The sequence below is a fragment of the Marinobacter similis genome (assembly GCF_000830985.1).
GTDB lineage: Bacteria > Pseudomonadota > Gammaproteobacteria > Pseudomonadales > Oleiphilaceae > Marinobacter > Marinobacter similis.
Genome location: NZ_CP007151.1, coordinates 2,533,068 through 2,553,171 on the forward strand (window position 1 = coordinate 2,533,068; position 20,104 = coordinate 2,553,171).

13 protein-coding genes and 5 pseudogenes are annotated in these 20,104 nt (G+C 57.5%); 7 read left to right on the plus strand and 11 right to left on the minus strand.

Annotated features, from left to right (window positions below):
• Positions 1-186 precede the first annotated feature (186 nt).
• Together AU14_RS11725 and AU14_RS11730 are read left to right on the plus strand one after the other, a co-directional pair.
• Positions 187-1,985 (plus strand): annotated as a pseudogene (locus AU14_RS11725) (acyl-CoA dehydrogenase C-terminal domain-containing protein).
• A 209-nt stretch (positions 1,986-2,194) separates the two neighbouring features.
• Positions 2,195-3,990, plus strand: a pseudogene (locus AU14_RS11730) (acyl-CoA dehydrogenase C-terminal domain-containing protein).
• Positions 3,991-4,081: 91 nt separating this feature from the next.
• Here the strand turns inward: AU14_RS11730 and AU14_RS11735 are convergent.
• The 5 genes and pseudogenes from AU14_RS11735 to leuS all read right to left on the minus strand — a co-directional run bounded on the left by AU14_RS11735 (position 4,082) and on the right by leuS (position 9,448).
• Positions 4,082-4,717: an endonuclease gene (locus AU14_RS11735; protein ID WP_041341015.1), complete on the minus strand. Its 636-nt coding sequence runs from the start codon at positions 4,715-4,717 to the stop codon at positions 4,082-4,084.
• A gap of 175 nt (positions 4,718-4,892) precedes the next feature.
• Entirely contained in the window at positions 4,893-5,156 is a 264-nt protein-coding gene (locus tag AU14_RS11740) for a hypothetical protein (protein WP_041341017.1), read from the minus strand.
• 111 nt (positions 5,157-5,267) lie between these two features.
• Complete coding sequence (holA, locus tag AU14_RS11745; protein WP_041341020.1) at positions 5,268-6,275, minus strand: DNA polymerase III subunit delta; 1,008 nt, start codon at positions 6,273-6,275, stop codon at positions 5,268-5,270.
• The gene (locus AU14_RS11750) at positions 6,272-6,805 is read right to left on the minus strand and encodes an LPS-assembly lipoprotein LptE (protein WP_236744027.1); all 534 of its coding nucleotides are present in this window, start codon (positions 6,803-6,805) and stop codon (positions 6,272-6,274) included. Before AU14_RS11750 ends, holA begins: the two co-directional genes overlap by 4 nt.
• Positions 6,806-6,863: 58 nt before the next feature.
• Positions 6,864-9,448, minus strand: a pseudogene (leuS, locus tag AU14_RS11755) (leucine--tRNA ligase).
• A gap of 139 nt (positions 9,449-9,587) precedes the next feature.
• Between leuS and AU14_RS11760 the strand changes: the two are divergent.
• On the plus strand, positions 9,588-10,136 hold the full coding sequence (locus AU14_RS11760; RefSeq protein ID WP_041341024.1) for a zinc ribbon-containing protein: 549 nt from the start codon (positions 9,588-9,590) through the stop codon (positions 10,134-10,136).
• On the opposite strand, the pseudogene lnt reads toward AU14_RS11760, so the two are convergent.
• From lnt to miaB, 5 genes and pseudogenes are all read right to left on the minus strand, one after another.
• Positions 10,105-11,645 (minus strand): annotated as a pseudogene (lnt, locus tag AU14_RS11765) (apolipoprotein N-acyltransferase). The gene AU14_RS11760 and the pseudogene lnt sit on opposite strands and share 32 nt — an antisense overlap.
• Positions 11,646-11,655: 10 nt before the next feature.
• A pseudogene (locus AU14_RS11770) lies at positions 11,656-12,499 on the minus strand (HlyC/CorC family transporter).
• A complete protein-coding gene (gene ybeY, locus AU14_RS11775; protein ID WP_041341028.1) occupies positions 12,496-12,969 on the minus strand; it encodes an rRNA maturation RNase YbeY in 474 nt (157 codons plus the stop codon). The pseudogene AU14_RS11770 and the gene ybeY overlap by 4 nt, the downstream one beginning before the upstream one ends.
• On the minus strand, positions 12,966-13,949 hold the full coding sequence (locus AU14_RS11780; protein WP_041341031.1) for a PhoH family protein: 984 nt from the start codon (positions 13,947-13,949) through the stop codon (positions 12,966-12,968). Before AU14_RS11780 ends, ybeY begins: the two co-directional genes overlap by 4 nt.
• A gap of 81 nt (positions 13,950-14,030) precedes the next feature.
• Entirely contained in the window at positions 14,031-15,377 is a 1,347-nt protein-coding gene (gene miaB, locus AU14_RS11785) for a tRNA (N6-isopentenyl adenosine(37)-C2)-methylthiotransferase MiaB (protein WP_041341034.1), read from the minus strand.
• A 183-nt stretch (positions 15,378-15,560) separates the two neighbouring features.
• Between miaB and trmH the strand changes: the two genes are divergently transcribed.
• The 4 genes from trmH (at position 15,561) to AU14_RS23890 (ending at position 18,998) form a co-directional block, all read left to right on the plus strand.
• Complete coding sequence (gene trmH / locus AU14_RS11790) at positions 15,561-16,271, plus strand: tRNA (guanosine(18)-2'-O)-methyltransferase TrmH (protein ID WP_041341036.1); 711 nt, start codon at positions 15,561-15,563, stop codon at positions 16,269-16,271.
• A gap of 127 nt (positions 16,272-16,398) precedes the next feature.
• Positions 16,399-17,013: a hypothetical protein gene (locus AU14_RS11795; RefSeq protein WP_041341038.1), complete on the plus strand. Its 615-nt coding sequence runs from the start codon at positions 16,399-16,401 to the stop codon at positions 17,011-17,013.
• 94 nt (positions 17,014-17,107) lie between these two features.
• On the plus strand, positions 17,108-18,040 hold the full coding sequence (locus AU14_RS11800) for a T6SS phospholipase effector Tle1-like catalytic domain-containing protein (protein ID WP_158498316.1): 933 nt from the start codon (positions 17,108-17,110) through the stop codon (positions 18,038-18,040).
• A gap of 598 nt (positions 18,041-18,638) precedes the next feature.
• Positions 18,639-18,998 (plus strand): DUF2931 family protein, encoded by a 360-nt coding sequence (locus tag AU14_RS23890; protein ID WP_052472031.1) that lies wholly within the window; start codon positions 18,639-18,641, stop codon positions 18,996-18,998.
• Positions 18,999-19,018: 20 nt separating this feature from the next.
• On the opposite strand, the gene AU14_RS11815 is transcribed toward AU14_RS23890, so the two are convergent.
• Complete coding sequence (locus tag AU14_RS11815) at positions 19,019-20,035, minus strand: nucleoid-associated protein (RefSeq protein ID WP_041341045.1); 1,017 nt, start codon at positions 20,033-20,035, stop codon at positions 19,019-19,021.
• Positions 20,036-20,104: the final 69 nt, after the last annotated feature.

Genomic DNA, 20,104 nt, shown 5'->3' on the forward strand with positions numbered 1-20,104 from the left:
CTTTCCGGTCACAGATCACAACACAAATTTTTAGATCGACTCTTGACAATTCTGTGCCTCTAAACGTATGTTTCAAACAACTGTTTAATTAAGGCTGCAGCGCGGTGCGTTGCGGTGTTTGAGAAAAAACCGAGGCTAAAAGCTGTCATTGTGATTCAGCGAAGCCCGAAAACCGAGGTGGATTCCATGCCTGACTACAAAGCGCCCCTGCGTGACATCAAATTCGTAATGACCGAGCTGCTGGACAGCGAGAAGCACTACGCCAATCTGGAAGGCGCAGAAGACGCCACTCCGGATATGGTGGACGCCATTATCGGAGAAGGTGCCAAGCTCTGTGAGCAGGTTCTGTCTCCGCTGAACCAGGTCGGTGATCAAGAGGGCTGCACCTGGAGCGAAGACGGTGTGAAGACGCCGACCGGCTTCAAGGAAGCTTACCAGCAGTATGTGGAAGGCGGCTGGCCGTCTATGACTGCCGATCCCAACTACGGTGGCCAGGGCCTGCCGAGTTCCCTGGGCATTGTGATCAGCGAAATGGTGGGTACCGCCAACTGGTCTTTCGGTATGTACCCGGGCCTAAGCCACGGTGCGACCAACACCATTGAAGAGCACGGTACCGAAGAGCAGAAACAGACCTACCTGACCAAGCTGATTAGCGGCGAGTGGACTGGCACCATGTGTCTGACCGAGCCGCACTGTGGTTCCGATCTGGGTACTCTGCGCACCAAGGCCGAGCCGAATGCCGATGGCACCTATGCCATCACCGGCACCAAGATCTTTATCTCTGCCGGCGAGCACGACATGGCTGAGAACATTGTTCACATCGTTCTGGCGCGCCTGCCGGGCGCTCCGGAAGGCACCAAGGGTATTTCCCTGTTCATCGTGCCCAAGAACCTGCCGAACGAAGACGGTTCTTCCGGTGAGCGCAATGCCGTTTCCTGTGGCTCCATCGAGCACAAGATGGGTATCCATGGTAACGCTACCTGCGTGATGAATTTTGACGGCGCCAAAGGCTGGTTGATCGGCCCTGAGAACCGTGGCCTGAACTGCATGTTTACCTTCATGAACACCGCCCGTATCGGTACTGCTCTCCAGGGTCTGGGTGCTGCCGAGCTGGGCTTCCAGGCTCCCTGGCCTATGCCAAGGATCGCCTGGCTATGCGCTCCCTGAGCGGCCCGAAGAATCCGGAAGGCATTGCCGATCCGATCATCGTGCACCCGGACGTGCGCCGCATGCTGCTGACTCAGAAAGCCGTTGCCGAAGGCGCTCGTGCCTTGATCTACCTGACTGCACAGCAGGCTGATGTCGTTCAGAGCGGCAAAACAGAAGAAGAGCGTAAGGCCGCTGACGAAGCCCTGGGCTTCCTGACACCGATCGCCAAGGCCTTCCTGACCGAAATCGGCTACGAATCCGCCAACCTGGGCATGCAGGTGTTCGGTGGACACGGCTTTATCTCCGAGTGGGGCATGGAACAGAACGTCCGTGATGCCCGTATCGGCATGATCTACGAAGGCACCACCGGCATTCAGGCGCTGGATCTGCTGGGCCGTAAGGTTCTGATGACTCAAGGCGAGTCCCTTAAGGGCTTCACCAAGCAGGTGCATGTATTCTGCAAAGAAAACGCGGACAACGAGCAGCTGAAGGAATTCGTTGAGCCGCTGGCGGCCATCAACAAGGAGTGGGGCGACCTGACCATGAAGGTTGGCATGACCGCCATGAAGAACCGTGAAGAAGTAGGTGCCGCGTCTGTGGACTACCTGATGTATTCCGGTTACGCCGTGTTTGCCTACCTGTGGGCCCGCATGGCCAAGGTGGCATTGGACACCATGGCAGATGGAACCTCTGAAGAGATGTTCTACAACGCCAAGGTGCAGACCGCACGCTTCTACTTCAAGCGTATGCTGCCGCGTTCCAAGGCTCACGCAGAAAGCATGCTGGCTGGCGCCGACAGCCTGATGGACATGCCTGAGGAAGCCTTCGCTCTGTAAGGCGCGGGCACCGAAGGACAGTCCAACAGGACAAAAAAGCCCGCGCTCCACGGACGCGGGCTTTTTCATGAGTTGAGGTTCGCTTTTAAGGTAGAATGGGCGCTCATAAAAACGAATTTGGAGCGGACATACCGCCCAGACAGGCGTGCCGGGCCCAGTCAAACAGCTGGCAGCGCCTGAACAGACTGACTGATTTTGGAGAGTTATAGATGGCTGATTACCAGGCACCTCTACGTGACATGCGTTTTGTTTTGAACGAAGTTTTCGATGCACCCGCTCTGTGGGCGTCCCTGCCCAAGGTTGCAGAAAACGTCGACCCGGATACCGCGGACGCGATTCTGGAAGAGGCCGGCAAGATCACGAGCGGTGTGCTGGCGCCCCTGAACCGTGAGGGTGATGAGCAGGGCAGCAAGTGGAATGACGGCGAAGTCACTGCGCCGGAGGGCTTCAAGGAAGCCTACCAGACCATTGTGGAAGGTGGCTGGAACGGGCTGGGTGGTAACCCGGACTTCGGTGGCATGGGCATGCCGAAAACACTGGTCGCCCAGTTTGAGGAAATGATGCAGGGTGCGAACATGGCCTTTGGCCTGGCCCCGATGCTGACTGCCGGCGCGTGTCTGGCGCTGGATGCTCACGGTAGCCAGGAATTGAAGGAAAAGTACCTGCCGAATATGTACTCCGGTGTCTGGTCCGGCGCCATGGACCTGACCGAGCCCCACGCCGGTACCGATCTGGGCATTATTCGCACCAAGCCGAGCCGAACAGCGATGGCTCCTTCAACGTCACAGGTACCAAGATTTTCATTACCTGGGGCGAGCACGACATGGCCGAGAACATCATTCACCTGGTGCTCGCCAAGTTGCCGGATGCGCCCAAGGGGCCGAAGGGTATTTCCCTGTTCCTGGTGCCAAAGTTCATGGTGAACGACGACGGTTCCGTGGGTGAGCGCAACAGCTTCAGCTGTGGCTCCCTCGAGAAGAAGATGGGCATCAAGGGGTCTGCCACCTGCGTGATGAACTTCGACGGCGCAAAGGGCTGGTTGGTCGGCGAGGAGAACAAGGGTCTGGCGGCCATGTTCACCATGATGAACTACGAGCGCCTGGGTGTTGGTATTCAGGGTATCGGTGCCGCCGAAGCCTCTCTGCAGAGTGCCCGGGAATACGCATTGGACCGCATTCAGAGCCGCGCACCTACCGGTGCCCAGCAGCCTGAAAAGGCTGCCGACCCGATTCTGGTGCATCCGGACGTTCGCCGCATGCTGCTGACCATGAAAGGCTACGTCGAAGGTGGACGGGCATTCTCCACCTACGTTGCCCAGTGGCTGGATATCTCCAAGTACGCGGATCCTGCTGAGGAAGAGCGTCGCAAGCACGCTGAAGGCATGGTTGCGTTGCTGACTCCGGTAGCCAAGGCCTTCCTGACCGACCGTGGTCTGGATGCCTGTATCATGGGCCAGCAGGTGTTTGGCGGCCATGGTTTCATCCGTGAGTGGGGCCAGGAACAACTGGTTCGGGATTGCCGCATCACCCAGATTTATGAAGGCACCAATGGCATTCAGGCGCTGGATCTGATGGGTCGTAAAGTGGTTGGCAGTCAGGGCAAGCTGTATGAGCTGTTTGCCCAGGACGTGGCCGCGTTCATCGAGGAGAACAGCGCTGACCAGAACCTGCGTCCGTTCCTTGAGCCTCTGGCTGCCGCCTTCGAGCGTTTGTCCGACGTCACCGAACACGTGATCCAGCAGGCCGGTGATAATCCCGATGCTGTCGGTGCGGCGTCTGTGGATTATCTTGATCTGTTCGGTCTGACGGCATTGGGTTACATGTGGGCGAAGATAGTAAAAGCGGCCGCGCCGAAGGCTGAGGGTGATAGCTCCGGTTTCTACACCGGCAAGCTGAAAACCGCACGCTTCTATTTCGATCGCCTGCTGCCGAAGACCGTTTCGCTGGCCGAAGGCATTCGCAGTGGAAGCGATTCGATGATGGCGTTGACTGCTGAAGAGTTCTGATCTGCAGCGGTTGTAGATAGCGCAATAAAAAAGCAGGCCATACGGCCTGCTTTTTGTGTCAGTGCTTGTCTTTGCTAACCCGGCGACTGGCTCAGAGTTGCTCGATGAGCTCAGGATTGGTCACGAAAGGGTTTTTATTGCCCTGAATTTCGCTGACCCGGCGGTGACGGGTCAACTCGGTGTCGTCCGGTGGATCATTGCGGCTCCAGTCCTGGAATACCGGGGTCGCGCCAATCCAGGGTAGTTCATAGGTGTCCACCATATAGGCGACCGTGCGTGCGACGTCACCTTTGACCCGCTTGGGCGGTTCGAAGAACCCGGCGCTTTCGCGAATGCCACAGTCGCTGGGCTTCACCGTCGCTCCCAGGTCTTCGTACCGAACATTACGACGCTGCATTTCAATCCGGGATTTAACCGGAACCATGTTGTGCAGGTCTGAGGCGATCTGTCGATACCGGTTGTCTTTTTCGCATGCGCGGGAGGTGCCGCAGTCGAGTGCACTGCGAATGTCCGCTAACGGATATACGTACCCGTCTTTCAGTAAGAAGCCCTTGCTGGTAAAGGCAGTGTCGCAGAAAAAGGAGTTACCACCCTCAGCGTAAAGGTTGCCCCAGAACTCGTTCTTGATGACGGTGTCGGGATCGCTAAAACGGGTATTTTGGCCGATTACCAGGCTGGCCGACAGCAATAGTGACAAGGTGACGAGAGTCAGAGAGAAGTGTTTCATACGCCTGTGATGCCTCGCAGAGTCTGTAAGCGTCTGTACTGGTTGGGCCTCCTTTGCCCGGCTGGTCAAAAATATGACGCTTTGACCACTTATACTGTGAAGTATGGCACAGCGACGAGAGCTGAATGCGGCTCTTTGTTTGCTATTTGTGGCGTTTTGTTAACCAGTTAACACTTCACTTCAGCTTATTGCGAATGTTCTGGTATCCGCTCTTCAGGTCTTCCCCTAGTTTCTGAGCTGTCTGTCGAGCTTCCTTGGATGCATCTTCGCTATCGTGCAGCACCTCCTCCAATCGGTTACGGAATCGTTCCCACTCTTGCTCGAGATCGTCCCATTCATCCTTGACGTCTTCCTTGGCCAGGTGCATCTGGACACGGGCTTCATCGCGATACTGTTTTATCTTTTCCGAGAGTTTTTTCAGCTCTTCTTGCAGGTTCATCTCAAATGCCTCCTCTGATTGCGGGCTCTGTTTAAGATGCGCCGACCAGTGTTTTTCTGTCAAGGGGCGTGACAGAGAGCAGGCATGGGAGTGGAGAGGGCTTGATCCAGGTCAGAATCGAGCTGACAGCAGCAGCGAAAGATCCCGTAGATAATGCCATGGTGTCAGACTGTCGAAGCCTTTGGCGGCACGATCAATCTGGCTGCAGACCTCGATGGCCTGATGCAGTTGGGGGCGAGAAAGACGCCGCGAGGCCTGTTCAATAACCCGGGCGCGCTGGGGCTGAAACACGCCCCGTTTTTTCAGAAAGGCGCTGGGGTTTTCACCCTGGCTGGCTGCGCCCCTGAGTTCAAGGATCAGGTTCAGGTCGCGGGTAAGCACCGAAAGCAGCCCGAGAGGGTTTTCTCCCTCCTGCTGCAGCACGCCTATCATTTTTCCAGCGTGGGGTGCGCGGCCGGCGAGCAGTTCCGTCACCAGCTCAAAACCATTGAACCGGGAGCTGTCCTGAACGGCTTGCTCTACGGTTTCTTCGTCGATGGTGTCTGTGCCACTGAGCAGCGACAGGCGATCAAGTTCCTGGCTGGCGGCAAGCAGGTTGCCCTCAAGACGCTCTCCCAGGATGGCCAGGGCGCCTCGGGTCAGGCTCAGGCCCCGGCTTGAGGCGCGTTGCTGCAGCCACCCGAGGAATTTGTCCGCGTCCACTGGCCAGATCGGCACATGAACGCCTTTGTTCTGCAGTTCCTTGTACCATTTTCTGCGCGTTTCCGCGGCATCCAGGCGGGCACTGATCAGCAAGAGGATGATGTCTTCCGGGGGCTCCTGCAGCACCCGTTCAAGTACTGCCCGTCCATCCCCCAGCTTGCCGGTAGGCAGATGGATTTCGATGCGCCGGCGCTCGGCAAACAGCGACATGGCGCTGAATTCGTCGGCCACGGCGTTCCAGTCCAGCTGATTGTCGGCGTGGAAGGTCAGTCGGTCGACAAATCCGGCATCCAGCGCTGCCTTGCGCACCTGGTCACAGCATTCCTGCACCAGCAAGGGTTCATCGCCGGAGATGAGGTAGACCGGCGACAGGCCTTTTTTCAGCAGTTGAGGAAGCTGGCCCGGTTGCGTTTTCATGGTGCTGGCGCGTCGTTATCCGGCTGATCACCGGAGTCCGATTGGTGTTGGTCCCGGATGCTGTCGATGCGGGCCTGGGTCAGTGGTGCCAACCGGAAAAGGATCTGCTGGGCCAGGCGGCTGCTGAGCTGGGTCTGCAGTTCTTCTTCCTCACGCTGCTTGGCAAGCACGTTGGTTTCGTCATAGCGGTAACTTTCGCTGGAGGACAGGCGGGTGTCGGCAATGATTGGCACCTGATCAGTGCTGATCAACTCCAGGCTAACCGAGTTGCGCAGGGTGTATTCGGCGGCGGAAGCCTGAACCGTGATTGCCGAGGCCCGGCGGTCCTGCTGGAAGTCACTGAGTTTCATGACGTAGGCGGCGTCGCCAGCTTCGGTAAGCCTCACTTCGCCCAACTCCAACTGATCGCGCACGGACTCGCACAGCAACTCTGGCACGCCGCGCGCGCAATCAACCTTCAGGGGCTGCAGTGCCGCCGATACCGGCGGCGCACCGCGCAACTGGAAGCCGCAGCCGGCTATCGTGGTCATCACAAAAGCCGTTATGACTGCGGGCAGGGCCGAAAAGGGCGCCGGGCGACGTGACATATCAGTTGGCCACCACGTTCACCAGTTTGCCTGGAACCACGATGACCTTGCGTATCGTGGCGCCCTCGGTAAACCGCATGACGTTCTCGTTTTCCAGCGCAAGTTTTTCCAGATCGGCCTTACCAATGTCGGCAGGGACGTCCTGTTTTGCACGGACCTTGCCATTGACCTGCAGCACAACCTGGATCTGGCTACGAACCATGGCATCCTTGTCGGCCACCGGCCACTTGGCATCGACCACCGGCTCTTCGTGCCCCAGCGAATGCCACAGTGAGTGGCAGATATGGGGAACAATCGGTGACAGCACCAGTACCGCGGTGTTCAGGGCTTCCTGGCGTACGGCACGGCTCTGTGGTTCGCTGTCCGAAAGCTTGCCGGCCTCATTGAGGAGCTCCATGACGGCGGCAATAGCGGTATTGAACGTCAGGCGGCGGCTCACGTCGTCACTGACCTTGGCAATGGTTTCGTGGGTCTTACGACGCAGGTCTTTCTGGGCGTCGTTCAGTTCGGCCGCGTTCAGTGTCGGTGAAGGGCCTTCAGCGGTGTGTTCATTCACCATCCGCCACAGGCGCTTGAGGAACCGGTGGGCCCCTTCAACGCCGCTGTCAGACCACTCCAGAGACTGCTCTGGCGGCGCGGCAAACATCATGAACAGGCGAACGGTATCGGCGCCGTGCTCATCAATGATGGCCTGGGGGTCAATGCCGTTGTTCTTGGACTTGGACATCTTGGTGACACCACCGATTTCTACCGGTGCGCCATCTTGCTTATGGATGGCCCGGATGACCTGGCCCTTGCTGTCACGCTCCACGGTGACATCGGCAGGCGCGATCCAGGTGGTTTTGCCGGTGTCGTCGGTACGGAAGTAAGTTTCTGCCAGCACCATGCCCTGACACAGCAGGCGGTTGAACGGCTCGGAGCTGTTCACCAGGCCAACGTCGCGCAGCATCTTGTGGAAGAAGCGGGCGTACAGGAGGTGCAGGATGGCGTGCTCGATGCCGCCAATGTACTGGTCAACAGGCAGCCAGTAGTTGGCTGCTGCCGGATCCAGCATGCCCTTGTCGTAGTTGGGGCTGCAGAACCGGGCGTAATACCACGACGACTCCATGAAGGTATCGAAGGTATCTGTTTCCAGGGTGGCCGGCTGGCCTTCAAAGCTGGTCTTGGCCCACTCGGGGTCGGCCTTGATCGGTGACTGAACACCATCCATCTCAACGTCTTCTGGCAGGCGCACCGGTAGCTGGTCGTCGGGGACCGGACGCTCGGTGCCGTCTTCCAGGGTCATCATGGGGATGGGTGCGCCCCAATAGCGCTGGCGAGATACGCCCCAATCCCGCAGACGATAGTTGACCGTGCGCTTGCCAATGCCCTGTGCTTCCAGATGATCAGCAATCTCGTCAAAGGCTTCGTCACTGGTCAGGCCGCTGTACTTGCCGGACGAAACCAGGGTGCCTTTCTCGGTGAAGGCCTCTTCCTGGACATCGAGCTCGCGGCCATCTTTGGCTGCGATCACCTGTTTGATCGGCAGGCGGTACTTGAGGGCAAACTCGTGGTCGCGCTCATCGTGACCGGGCACGGCCATCAGGCGCCGGTGCCGTAATCGGTCAGCACGAAGTTGGCGATCCAGACCGGGATCTCTTCCTGGGTCAGCGGATGAATGGCCTTGAAGCCCGTATCAATGCCTTTCTTTTCCATGGTGGCCAGTTCGGCTTCGGCCACCTTGCTGTTCCGGCATTCATCAACAAACTCGGCGACATCGCGGTGGCGCTCTGCGGCTGCCTTGGCCAGCGGATGCTCGGCAGCCACGGCCATGTAGCTAACGCCCATCAGGGTGTCCGGGCGAGTGGTGTAGACCGTCAGGCCGTCGTCGCCGTCTTTCAGCGGGAAGGTCAGTTCGGTACCCACGGATTTGCCGATCCAGTTGCGCTGCATGGTCTTGACCTGTTCCGGCCAGTCTTCCAGCTGGTCCAGATCGTTCAGCAATTCCTCGGCGTAATCGGTAATGCGGATGAACCACTGGGGGATCTTTTTCTGTTCCACCAGGGCGCCGGAACGCCAGCCGCGTCCATCGACCACCTGCTCATTGGCTAGGACAGTCTGATCGACCGGGTCCCAGTTAACGGTGGACATCTTCTTGTACACCAGGCCTTTCTCGTACAGGCGGGCAAAGAACCACTGTTCCCAGCGATAGTAATCGGGCTTGCAGGTGGCCAACTCCCGGTTCCAGTCGTAACCGAAGCCCAGTTGCTTGAGCTGGTTCTTCATGTAATCGATGTTGGAATGCGTCCATTTTGCGGGCGCGGTCTTGTTGGCAATGGCGGCGTTTTCGGCCGGCAGACCGAAGGCGTCCCAACCCATGGGCTGCATGACATTTTTGCCCTGCATACGCTGGTAGCGGGAAATCACGTCGCCAATGGTGTAGTTGCGAACGTGGCCCATGTGCAGCTTGCCGCTGGGGTAAGGGAACATGGACAGGCAGTAGTACTTGGGTTTGCCCGGTTCTTCCTTCACTTCGAAGGTCTTGTTCTCCTCCCAGAAGGTGCGGGCATTCTGTTCTACATTGCGTGGATTGTATTGCTCGTCCATTGCTGCCATTACCAAAGTTACCCTGTATCAAAATGATGTTCGGAGCGGCCGGACATTCTAACGCACAGAGGGCCTGACAGGTAGTCTGCCAAATTTCGGATCCTGTGCCAGACTGAACAATATTGAAGGGAGAGCCAATATGACTGAACCAGAACGAAGCCATCTTTCCGGTAAGGCACTTGAGGTATACGATCGGATGCTCGAGCGGGTACAGGGCCGGTTGAAGCTGGCGCAGGAAACATCGATCGAAACGTTGGAGGAAGAGATCAAGAATGCGATCCAGTTCGAGTACGAGCTGGAGGAAATGACCCGGGAGGAGGCGGATCTTCTGGGCGCTTACCTCCAGCGCGATTTAGCCCACTTGATGCACTTCGTGGACGAAACCGGTGAGGGGCTGACCGAATGGCTGCAGCTGGATATCTCGTTACTGGAACACCAGTTAGCCGACCGGTTGCTATCTGTGGCCGACCGGACCCGGGTGGATACCCTGGAGCTGAACCAAAAGCTGGAAAATGACGATGCCGGCCATTACATCTCCGGCGAAGTGGCGACCGCCGGCATGTTCCGCTGCCTGAACTGCAGCCACATGCGCTGCCTGACCGCCACCAGTCATCTGGAACCCTGCGACGCCTGCGGCTCCCACTACTACGAGCGGGTTACGAGCCGCTGGCCGAGACGGGAGGAATAATCCGCTCTCGCACGAACACCACCAGGATCACTGCCAGAGTCAGTACCGGCCAGGAGCCGGTCTGCATGTAGGGGGTGCTGCCTGTTGCCGTGTACACCTCACCCTGCAGGGTAGCCTTTTCAAACTGGGGAATGGTCTCGGTGATCTGGCCCCGGTTATCGATGATCGCGGTGACGCCGTTGTTGGTGCCGCGCAGCATGTAACGACCGGTTTCCAGTGCCCGCATGCGGGCGATCTGCAGGTGCTGAAGCGGACCAATGGAATCGCCGAACCAGCCGTCGTTGCTGATGGTCAGCAGCAGATCCGCGTTGCGACTGTTAAAAGCAACAAAGTCCGGATAGGCCACCTCGTAACAAATGAACGGCATGATTCGCATGCCATTTGCCTGGAGCGGGCCCTGATAGTCCGGGCCTCGGCTAAAGCTGCTCATGGGCAGATCAAAGAACCCGATCAATCCGCGCAACAGTCCCTGGAGGGGGACGTACTCGCCGAAAGGCACCAGTTTCTGCTTGTGGTAAATCCCTTCGCCGTTGCCGATGGCCATGATGCTGTTGTGGAACGTGAAGTCTTCGATACGGTCGCTGAAGCCGTACCAGGGGATGCCGGTGATCAGGGTGCTGTTGTCGCCGAGCTCTTCATCGATGTGCTCAATGATCTTGCCGGCCTTGTCCTGTGGAATCGGGATGGCGGTTTCCGGCCACAGGATCAGATCGGCGTTCCAGTGCGGCTCCGTCATCCCAGATAGGTCACGATCTGGTCTTTCAGGAAATCCGGATCCCATTTGATCTGCTGGGGGATATTGCCCTGCATGGCCACAAAGCTGGTCGGCTCAGAGTCGACTTCGGTCCAGGCTACCTGGTTGATCGCCGGGGCTACGACCCAGGGTATGAGTGCGCACAGCAGCGTGACCGCCGCAGCCACGTGTCGCAGGTGTGTCACCAGCCACCAGGCCGCGTAGAGCGCCGCGCCGGTAACCGTAATCCAGAGAGTCAGGCCATGGACACCGACCACGGGCGCCAGTCCCGCCAATGGGCCATCGGTGTGCGCGGTACCGAGATACAGCCACGGGAAACCGGTGAGCAGCCAACCCCGGAGCCAGTCACCCAGAATCCAGATGGCCGGGAACAGGATCAGCCGGCGTACCTGACTGTCCTTGGCAAGCTTGCCCCAGAACCAGAAGGCCAGACCATGGAACAGGGCCAGGCCGGCGACGAATATGACGGTGAGCAGGACGGAAACGGGAATGGAGGTGTTGCCGTACTGGCTGATGCTGATATAGACCCAGCTGGCGCCACTGCCGAACAAGCCAAGGCCGGTGAACCAGCCGGCCTTGAACAGCTTGTCAGCTGCCAGGGGCACCGTGACCAACAGAATCAGCAGAACCGAAACCGGGCCCAGCCACCAGAATTCGAACGGTGAGAAGGTCAGGGTCTGGAGAGCACCGGCCGCAACAAGCGTGACGATGCCCAGCCAGCGACTGGCGGAGAGCGGGGTACTCAGGCCCTGGATTTCGGTAGCTTCACTGCTCACTTCGGGTTACCTGCAGCAGACGGATGACTCGGTTATCGGCGTTGGCAATAGTAAAGCGCAAGCCACCGAATGCAACCGTTTCACCGCGTCTGGGCAGATGTCCAAACTCCTTGAGTACAAGACCGCCGATGGTGTCGAACTCTTCCTCATCCAGCTCTGTTTCAAAGAACTCGTTGAAATCATCGACAGGAGTGACCGCTTTGACCGCGTAGGTACCGTCACCGCGGGCCTTGATGTGCGTTTCCTCGTCAAAATCGTGTTCGTCTTCGATTTCGCCGACGATCTGCTCAAGCACGTCTTCAATGGTGATCAGTCCGGCCGTTCCACCGTACTCGTCCACCACAATGGCCATGTGGTTGCGGTTCTCCTTGAACTCTTTCAGCAGCTGGTTCAAACGCTTGCTTTCCGGAACAAAGGTCGGTGGGCGCAGGATCTCGCGAATTTTCGACCAGTTCAGCTCGTTGTCCAGCGCCAGCGGCAGCAGGTCCTTGGCGAGCAGAACACCGATGACGTCGTCCTGGCTGTCACCAATGACGGGAAAACGGCTGTGAGCAGAAGAAATGATTTCGCCGAGGAACTCTTTGTTCTTGCGAAGCTTTGACGGTGACCATCTGGGAGCGCGGGATCATGATTTCATCCACGCGCATATCGATCACCTGCATGGCACCTTCAATGATGCTCATCGCGTCGGCATCGATGATGCTTTGGGACTCAGCGTCCCGGAGGATTTCCAGCACGTCCTCAACGGACTCAGGCCCGCTGGCAAAGGCCTGTGATATACGTTCCAGCCAGGACTTTCCGCCCTGACTGCGACTCGACTGATCGTCGTTCATGAGTCCTGTTCCGTTTCCTCTGCTTCGTAAGGGTTGCCAAATCCAAGTTGCCCAAGCAACCGAATCTCAAGGGCTTCCATGGCCTCGGCATCTTCATCATCCACGTGATCGTAGCCCTGAAGATGCAGCATACCGTGAACAACCATGTGCGCCCAGTGGGCTGTCGGCGTCTTGTCTTGCTCGGCGGCCTCGCGTTCGACAACCGGTGCGCAAATGACGAGATCTCCCGCCAATGGCACCGTTATACCGGCTGGCGCTTCAAATGGGAAGGACAACACATTGGTCGGCTTGTCCTTGCCGCGGAACTCGTTGTTCAGGGATTGGCTCTCCAGCGTGTCGACGATACGAACTGTCACTTCAGATGGATGCTCACCCAGCCAGGCGTTTTGCGCCCAGGTCTGAAACTGGGTGTCGGCGGGCACGCTGCTGCCCTCAAAAACGTTCTGAATATCGACCGTCAGCTCGCTCACGACTGGCTTCCGCCTCCGTCATCGAACGAATCGTAGGCCTCCACAATGCGCTGAACCAGTGGGTGACGGACCACATCCTTCGCTTCGAAGCGGGTAAAGCCAATGCCGGATACCTTGCCGAGCACGCCGGCGGCGTGAATCAGGCCCGAATTCTGGCCGCGCGGCAGATCCACCTGGGTGGTGTCACCGGTGATCACCGCTGTTGAGCCGAAACCGATGCGGGTCAGGAACATCTTCATCTGTTCCCGTGTGGTGTTCTGGCTCTCATCGAGAATGATGAAAGAATTGTTCAAGGTGCGGCCGCGCATGAACGCCAGCGGCGCAATTTCGATCACGCTTTTTTCAATCAGCCGGGTCACCTGGTCGAAGCCCAGCATTTCGTAGAGCGCGTCGTACAGCGGGCGCAGGTACGGATCGACTTTCTGGGCCAGGTCGCCTGGCAGGAATCCCAGTTTTTCACCGGCTTCCACGGCGGGGCGCACCAGCAGAATCCGCTTCACCTGTTCGTCTTTCAGTGCCTCAACAGCACAGGCAACGGCGAGCCAGGTCTTGCCGGTGCCTGCCGGGCCAATACCAAAGTTGATGTCGTGGCTGCGGATGCTGTGCACGTACTTCTGCTGGTTTGCACCGCGCGGCTTGGCCTGGAGCTTTGGAGTCTTGATGACCGTTACGGCGCCGTCGTAGGGCACATCTTCTGGCAGGCGCTCGTAGCCTGTTTCACGGATGAAGAGGTGAACGGTATCTGGTGAAATGTCGTCGGTGGCCTCGGTTTCCCGATACAAGTGGCGGATGACCTCAACCGCGGCAGCGACGTGGTCGGTCTCACCCTCAACTCGAAAGTGGTGGCCGCGCCGGCCGACTTTCACCTGTAGCCGGCGCTCGATGTGCTTGAGATTCTCATCAAACTGGCCGCAGAGCGAGGCCAGCCGGCGTTGATCCACCGGGTGCAGGTCGAATTGTCTGGAATCGTTGGTGTTCAATTAGGCTCCATGTGCAGTGGAAGCCCCGCGAACGGGGCTTTTTAAGCATTCGTGTCTCGGCTGGTGTGCCTGACCCCGGATTTAGTAAAGTTCCGCGTTCGCGGGGACGCCGCGAAGGGAGTTGGGGTAGGCCTCGACAATCTCAACATCAACAAAGTGACCAACCACCTCCGGGTTATCGTGCCGGAAGTTCACGATGCGGTTGTTTTCAGTACGACCGGCAAACTCGCCTGGGTCTTTCTTGGATAGACCAGTCACCAGAATGCGCTGAGTAGTGCCAACCATCTTGCGGCTAATGTCCATGGCCTGCTGGTTGATCCGCTGCTGTAGGATGCTCAGGCGCTCCTTCTTGACGTCCATTGGGGTGTCATCCGGCAGATCGGATGCCGGCGTGCCCGGACGGGCGCTGTAGATGAAGCTGAAGGACACATCAAAGCCGATGTCGTTGATCAGCTTCATGGTGTCCTCGAAGTCCTTGTCAGTCTCACCCGGGAAACCAATGATGAAATCGGAAGAGAAGCTGATGTCCGGGCGGATCTTGCGCAGGCGGCGCAGCTTGGACTTGTACTCCAGAGCAGTATGGCCGCGTTTCATGGCTGCCAGCACCCGGTCAGAGCCGCTTTGCACCGGCAGGTGAAGGTGGCTCACCAGTTCCGGGACCTGCTCGTAGACATCAATCATTGCGTCGGTGAACTCGACCGGATGCGAGGTGGTGTAACGGATGCGGTCGATGCCATCGATGGTGGCAATCAGGGTGATCAGCTCCGCCAGGTCCATGGTGTCGCCATCGTGGGTCTCGCCCCGATAGGCGTTCACGTTCTGGCCCAGCAGGTTAACTTCACGAACGCCCTGGGAGGCCAGGTGTGCCACTTCGGCGATCACGTCGTCGGCGGGGCGGCTGACTTCTTCGCCCCGGGTGTAGGGCACCACGCAGAAGGTGCAGTATTTGCTGCAGCCCTCCATGATGGAAACAAAAGCGGAGGGGCCATCGGCACCCGGCTCCGGGAGGTTGTCGAACTTTTCTATCTCCGGGAAGCTGACGTCGACGACGCCTACGCCATTACCTTTTGCACGCACTTCCGTGATCATGTCCGGCAGGCGGTGCAGGGTTTGCGGGCCGAATACCATATCTACGTATGGTGCCCGGTCAATGATGGCCTGGCCTTCCTGACTGGCGACACAGCCGCCGACGCCGATAATGAGATCCGGGTTGCTGTTCTTGAGGGCTTTCCAGCGGCCGAGCTGGTGGAACACTTTCTCCTGGGCCTTCTCACGGATAGAGCAGGTGTTCAGCAGCAGGATATCGGCGTTCTCGGGCGTGTCGGTCATTTCGACGGTTTCGCCGGTACGCAGAAGGTCCGCCATTCGTGATGAATCATATTCGTTCATCTGGCAGCCGTGGGTTTTGATGTACAGCTTCTTGGCCATGGGTCTCAACGTATTCTGGTGGATGGCGCGCCGGGGCTTGTGGTCGACAGAAAAACAGGCGCGAACAAAAAGGAACTAAGCATTATAACGGGGTGCTCATTCTTCAACCACCATTGTCTCGGCTTGTTGCTAGATTCGTGTGGTATTATTTTTGTCTTCCGAAGTTGTCGAACCTTATTTCAAATGACTCCTGAACGTCTCGCCCGTATCAAACAAACCCTGAATACCCGTCAGCCCGACCTGCGCGTGCTGACCGATCAGGTGCACAAACCCCGCAACCTGTCTGCCATTCTTCGCTCCTGCGATGCCTTTGGTCTGGCCAATATGCATGTGGTCTGGCCACGGGAAGGCTTTCGCGCCTTCCGCAAGACCGCCGGTGGCAGCTACAACTGGGTAACAACGCACACCCACCGCACTATGAATGCCGCCATTACCGACCTGAAGGGGCAGGGTCACAAGCTCTATGCCGCCCAGCTGTCTGACCGGGCGGTGGATTATCGAGAGGTGGACTTCACCGTGCCCTGTACGTTGATCCTCGGAAACGAAGTGGACGGGGTCAGCTCCGGCGCCGCCGACCAGGCCGACGAACATATCGTGATTCCCATGATGGGGATGGTGGAATCCCTCAACGTTTCTGCCGCCTGCGCCATTATCCTTGCCGAGGCCCAGCGCCAGCGAAAAGCTGCCGGGCTTTTCGACTACCGCCGGTTGCCGGACGATGAATACGAGCGCCTGCTGTTCTGTTGGTGCCAACCGACGGTGAAGCGCTACTGTGACGACCGCAAGCTGCCATACCCGCCAATCGATCCGGATACAGGGGAGTTGATTGATGGGGTTGGTTGGATGAAAGAGATTCGCAAGCTTCGGCATCCGCATTTGGAACATGCGGAGTAAAACGAGACCTGATCGTTTTTCTGCTGTGGCAGAATTTATTACCTTTGATGCCAGAAGTCAGGGCTACACAAGCCCTGACGCGCGGACACGGATAGTCCGCTGAGAGCCTCGATTGACAAGGATTGTCATGCAAATCAAACCCATCGGTCGTTTGGAACCGAATGACCTTCCGTTTGCGGAATCGCCGGATTTGGCGGTTCGTTTTGTCGCCCGGCTAGTCGGCCAGGGCAGCAGTAAGTCCCTTCGCTTTGACCCCAACGACATCCCAGGGTTTACCGCATACTCCGGAACACAGGTGACTCAGTCCGTGCTCATGAGCGGTCTCGAGCGCGGTGATCTGTTGTTGGTTTTTGATCCTGATGACTCAAGAGGGCCAATAGCGCCGCTAGCGGTGTGGCGAGGGGATTCGTTCTCCTCTGCCGAAGGTTCATGGAAGTCGGGCAATTTTGGCGACGCGATAGTAGGGCTTCCGTCCGGAGTTGATCGCCTCAACAAAGCCGGGTTGACGCCACATTCCCTGATCGCAGATTGGCGAGGCGCCGGCGGCGACTACGGCCAGGGTGCTTCTGGTGGAACTCTCCCATCAGGGAGCAAGCAAAATCCAGCGGAAAGTAAGCTGGTTCTGCCGCTTGGGGCTGCTGCGAGCATTGCTCCCTTGGTAATGGGAGAGCGCCTGCCTGAGGCCTCAAGCGAAAAGCCCTTGCACATTAGTCGGTATCTTTCTGGATGGGACTCTCAATAACGTTCACAACGTAGAAATTTTTAAGCGCAAGCTGGAGAGCGAGTGCGCCAGTGCGATGCTAAAGGGACCTGCTGCGCTCGAAGCATGTCGCGATATGTTGAGGCTGGTGATGGGAGAGAGCTACGCCGGTGACTCAACTAATGTGATCAAGCTCTTTGATCTATACAAGGAAGAAAGCAGAGAGGGCGTTGATGCCATCGAGCGTAGCCTCAAGGTGTATCAGGGCGGGGTTGGAACTTTAGACGGAGCAAACGATTCAAGGTGGGGTGTGGTGACTGGTCTCGGCGAAACAGGTATCGCTGAGCAGGTGAAGAAGGCCTTCTCGAGATTAACGGACAGGATATACGAGCTCGTATCTGGGGCTCCTATAAAGCAGCTCACCATTGATATCTTCGGATTTAGTCGCGGCGCCGCAGCTTCGAGATATGCGGCCAAGGAAATAGTGAAAGCTAAAGATGGAGTGCTGGGTAGGCTCTTCCAGGCCAAACAGGTTTCGTGGCCAAGCGACGTTTCGATTGAATTCATGGGGCTGTTCGACACCGTGGCCGGGGTCGTGAATCCCTTGTTGCTCGACGCGTCCGCAGGAAACGGTAGAAACTACCCGGTCAATCTGGATGTGGATCCCACTGCTGTTAATGGCCTTGTTCATTTGGTAGCAAAAGATGAAAGGCGTGTGAACTTTTCATTGAGTAGCGTACGGAGTGCGGACAAAAGCCTGCCCGGCAATTTCCGAGAGATCTCATTGCCTGGAGCCCACTCCGACATCGGGGGTGGTTATCCGCAGGTGCAGGAAGAAACGCTCTTGCTCTATCCAACTGTTGATGTCACGGGCTCCGACACGGAGTGGCCCTACCAGACTCTTGAGTGGGACAGCATCCAGGAAATTTTGCGGCAGAAGACTGATGAGGGTTGGCTGGGAGAGCACAGCCTTTCTCTGGGTGGAGGAGAGTCTCCCAAGCTTTTTGTAGAAGAAAAGCGCAGGGACACCCGGTGCCTGATGGTCGGATTGAGTGGTCCCTGCGGATGAGACGGACGGTGCGCGGCGAGTATTCCCTGGTTAGTTTTCGACTGATGCATCTCCTGTCCAGTCAAGCAGGTGTTCCGATAAGCGAAATTCCGACAACGGATGAGTACGCATTGCCAGTGGATCTGAAACCTATCCACGCCAGTTTTGCTGACCAAGTGACCTCAGGAGAAAACGAACTGCACTTGGAAACCGGTGACCTCATGTTGCTAAAACAGAGATACGTCCACCATTCTGACCATTTTAATGCGATGGACTTTCTTTTGTTTAGTCTCAAGGTGAAGCACGATTTTCCATTTCAGTTGTTTCATCCGTTGAGATCCACAGGCTCCAAAAGTCGGGCCGTTTTTTACAATAGCGTAAAGGGATGACCAATGAAGTTCGTGTTCGTAGTGGTTTTGGTGTGCCTTTCTGGCTGCGTTCACTCCGTAACGCCTAAATCACCCGATTGGTATTTTCAGATTGCAAGCCCAAAGCACTATGACGTTTGGGTAGAGCATATTGAGTTTGAACGGAGTGGAGTTGGGCACTGGTCACATCCCGCAGGGACTTTGAGCTGCTGTTGGCGCGGTAGATTTGGACCGACAGGAATTACAGGTCGATGGAGTATTTTCCCGATTACATTGGGATTCAATGGTTCTCCCTCGCGGAAAAAAAATACTATCAGCGGCTAATAATGGTTGAGCCGGAATGGGAGCAGCTCATGTCTCAACCCGCTTGGACCAAAAGCTCTCAGGGACCGCAGTTTCGACCGAGAAACTTCTTGGTCCTCGGATTGGCGCCTGGCGGCGAGATCGTTATTTGGATGAAAGGCCAAATCGGCAATGAGGTAGAGTTGGCGCGATTGCAGGCTAATGAGTTGGAGGGTGACTCGGGCAACTATAGCGCGTTGTTGGAAGGCTACCGAAAAGAGCACGGGGAATACCTAAGACGGAACGGTGTTCCCCTGAGCGGTTGGTAGGGAGTCAGCCTTGCAGCGCCTTACTCCTCTCGAGTCTCCAAATACCGCTGCAACTGCTCCCGAAGCGCTTTCGGTAGCCGGGTAATGGTCAGAGCATCCTGGTCGCGGTCGTAGTACACAGCCTGGTTGACGAGGTCCGAGGAGAAAGAGACGCTCATGCCGCCGCCAGAGCCGGCGATGCGAACCAGCTTTTTCACCTTGCGGTGGTCCGGGTGAAGAACGCCGCTTTCCGGGAGTTCGGTGGTCTTGGAGGCAAACTCCTTGAACCGCTGTGGTTCGCTCTCGTCGAGATAGCCAGAAAGCGCCTCGATTTCGACCGGCTCGCCCAGTGCGTGCTGTTCCTTGCAGAACTCATACGCCTTGCTGCGAACCTCGCCGGCTTTTTCCGGCTCGGACGACTTCGCGAACGCCTCGACTGCGTCCAGGAAGGTCACGGTCTCTTTCTCAACATCCACCTGGTTAGTAAAGCCTGCCAGGCGGATAAACAACTCGCCGGGTTCACCGGTGCCGCGCCCGTGTACCAGCGTCAGGTAATTTTCGGCGCTGTTGTCGCTGCGCCAGTCGTCCAGCTCGATCCGCACGGCGAGATTCAGGCGTGACAGGCTTAGCACGTCGGTGGCGTCTAAAGTCTGGTTGCCGTCGAAACGCAGGGCGCTGTCGCTCTCCAGAATCAGCAGGTAGACCACCTCTGAGTCTGCCAGTGCTTCGTGCACGATCATCAGATGGCCCTGGAATTCCTCCTGGCAACCGTTCAGCAATTCCTGCCATTGGCCAAATAGCCGGTCGGTCATGGAGCCGAAGCTCTGTTTGTCCTCAAGGTAATCTTTCAGCCAGCTGCTGAATGGGCATTCGCCAATCTCGTCCGAGAAGCGGCCATACTTCTTGCCCGGCTTGCTGTTGAACAGCCGTTTCATCTGTTTGTGCAGGGACTCGTAGTCGCCGCCGGGCTCTGCAAATGCCTCTCCGGCCTGCAGGCGGGCGGGTTGCCCGGGCTGGTATTGACTGGCAAAAGCGGTGCGAAGGTGTCTGATAGCCATGCTGGTATTCTCATGCTGCGCGTGCAATAAAAAAGCCCCGGAGGCGACTCTGGCCTGCGGGGCTTGTGT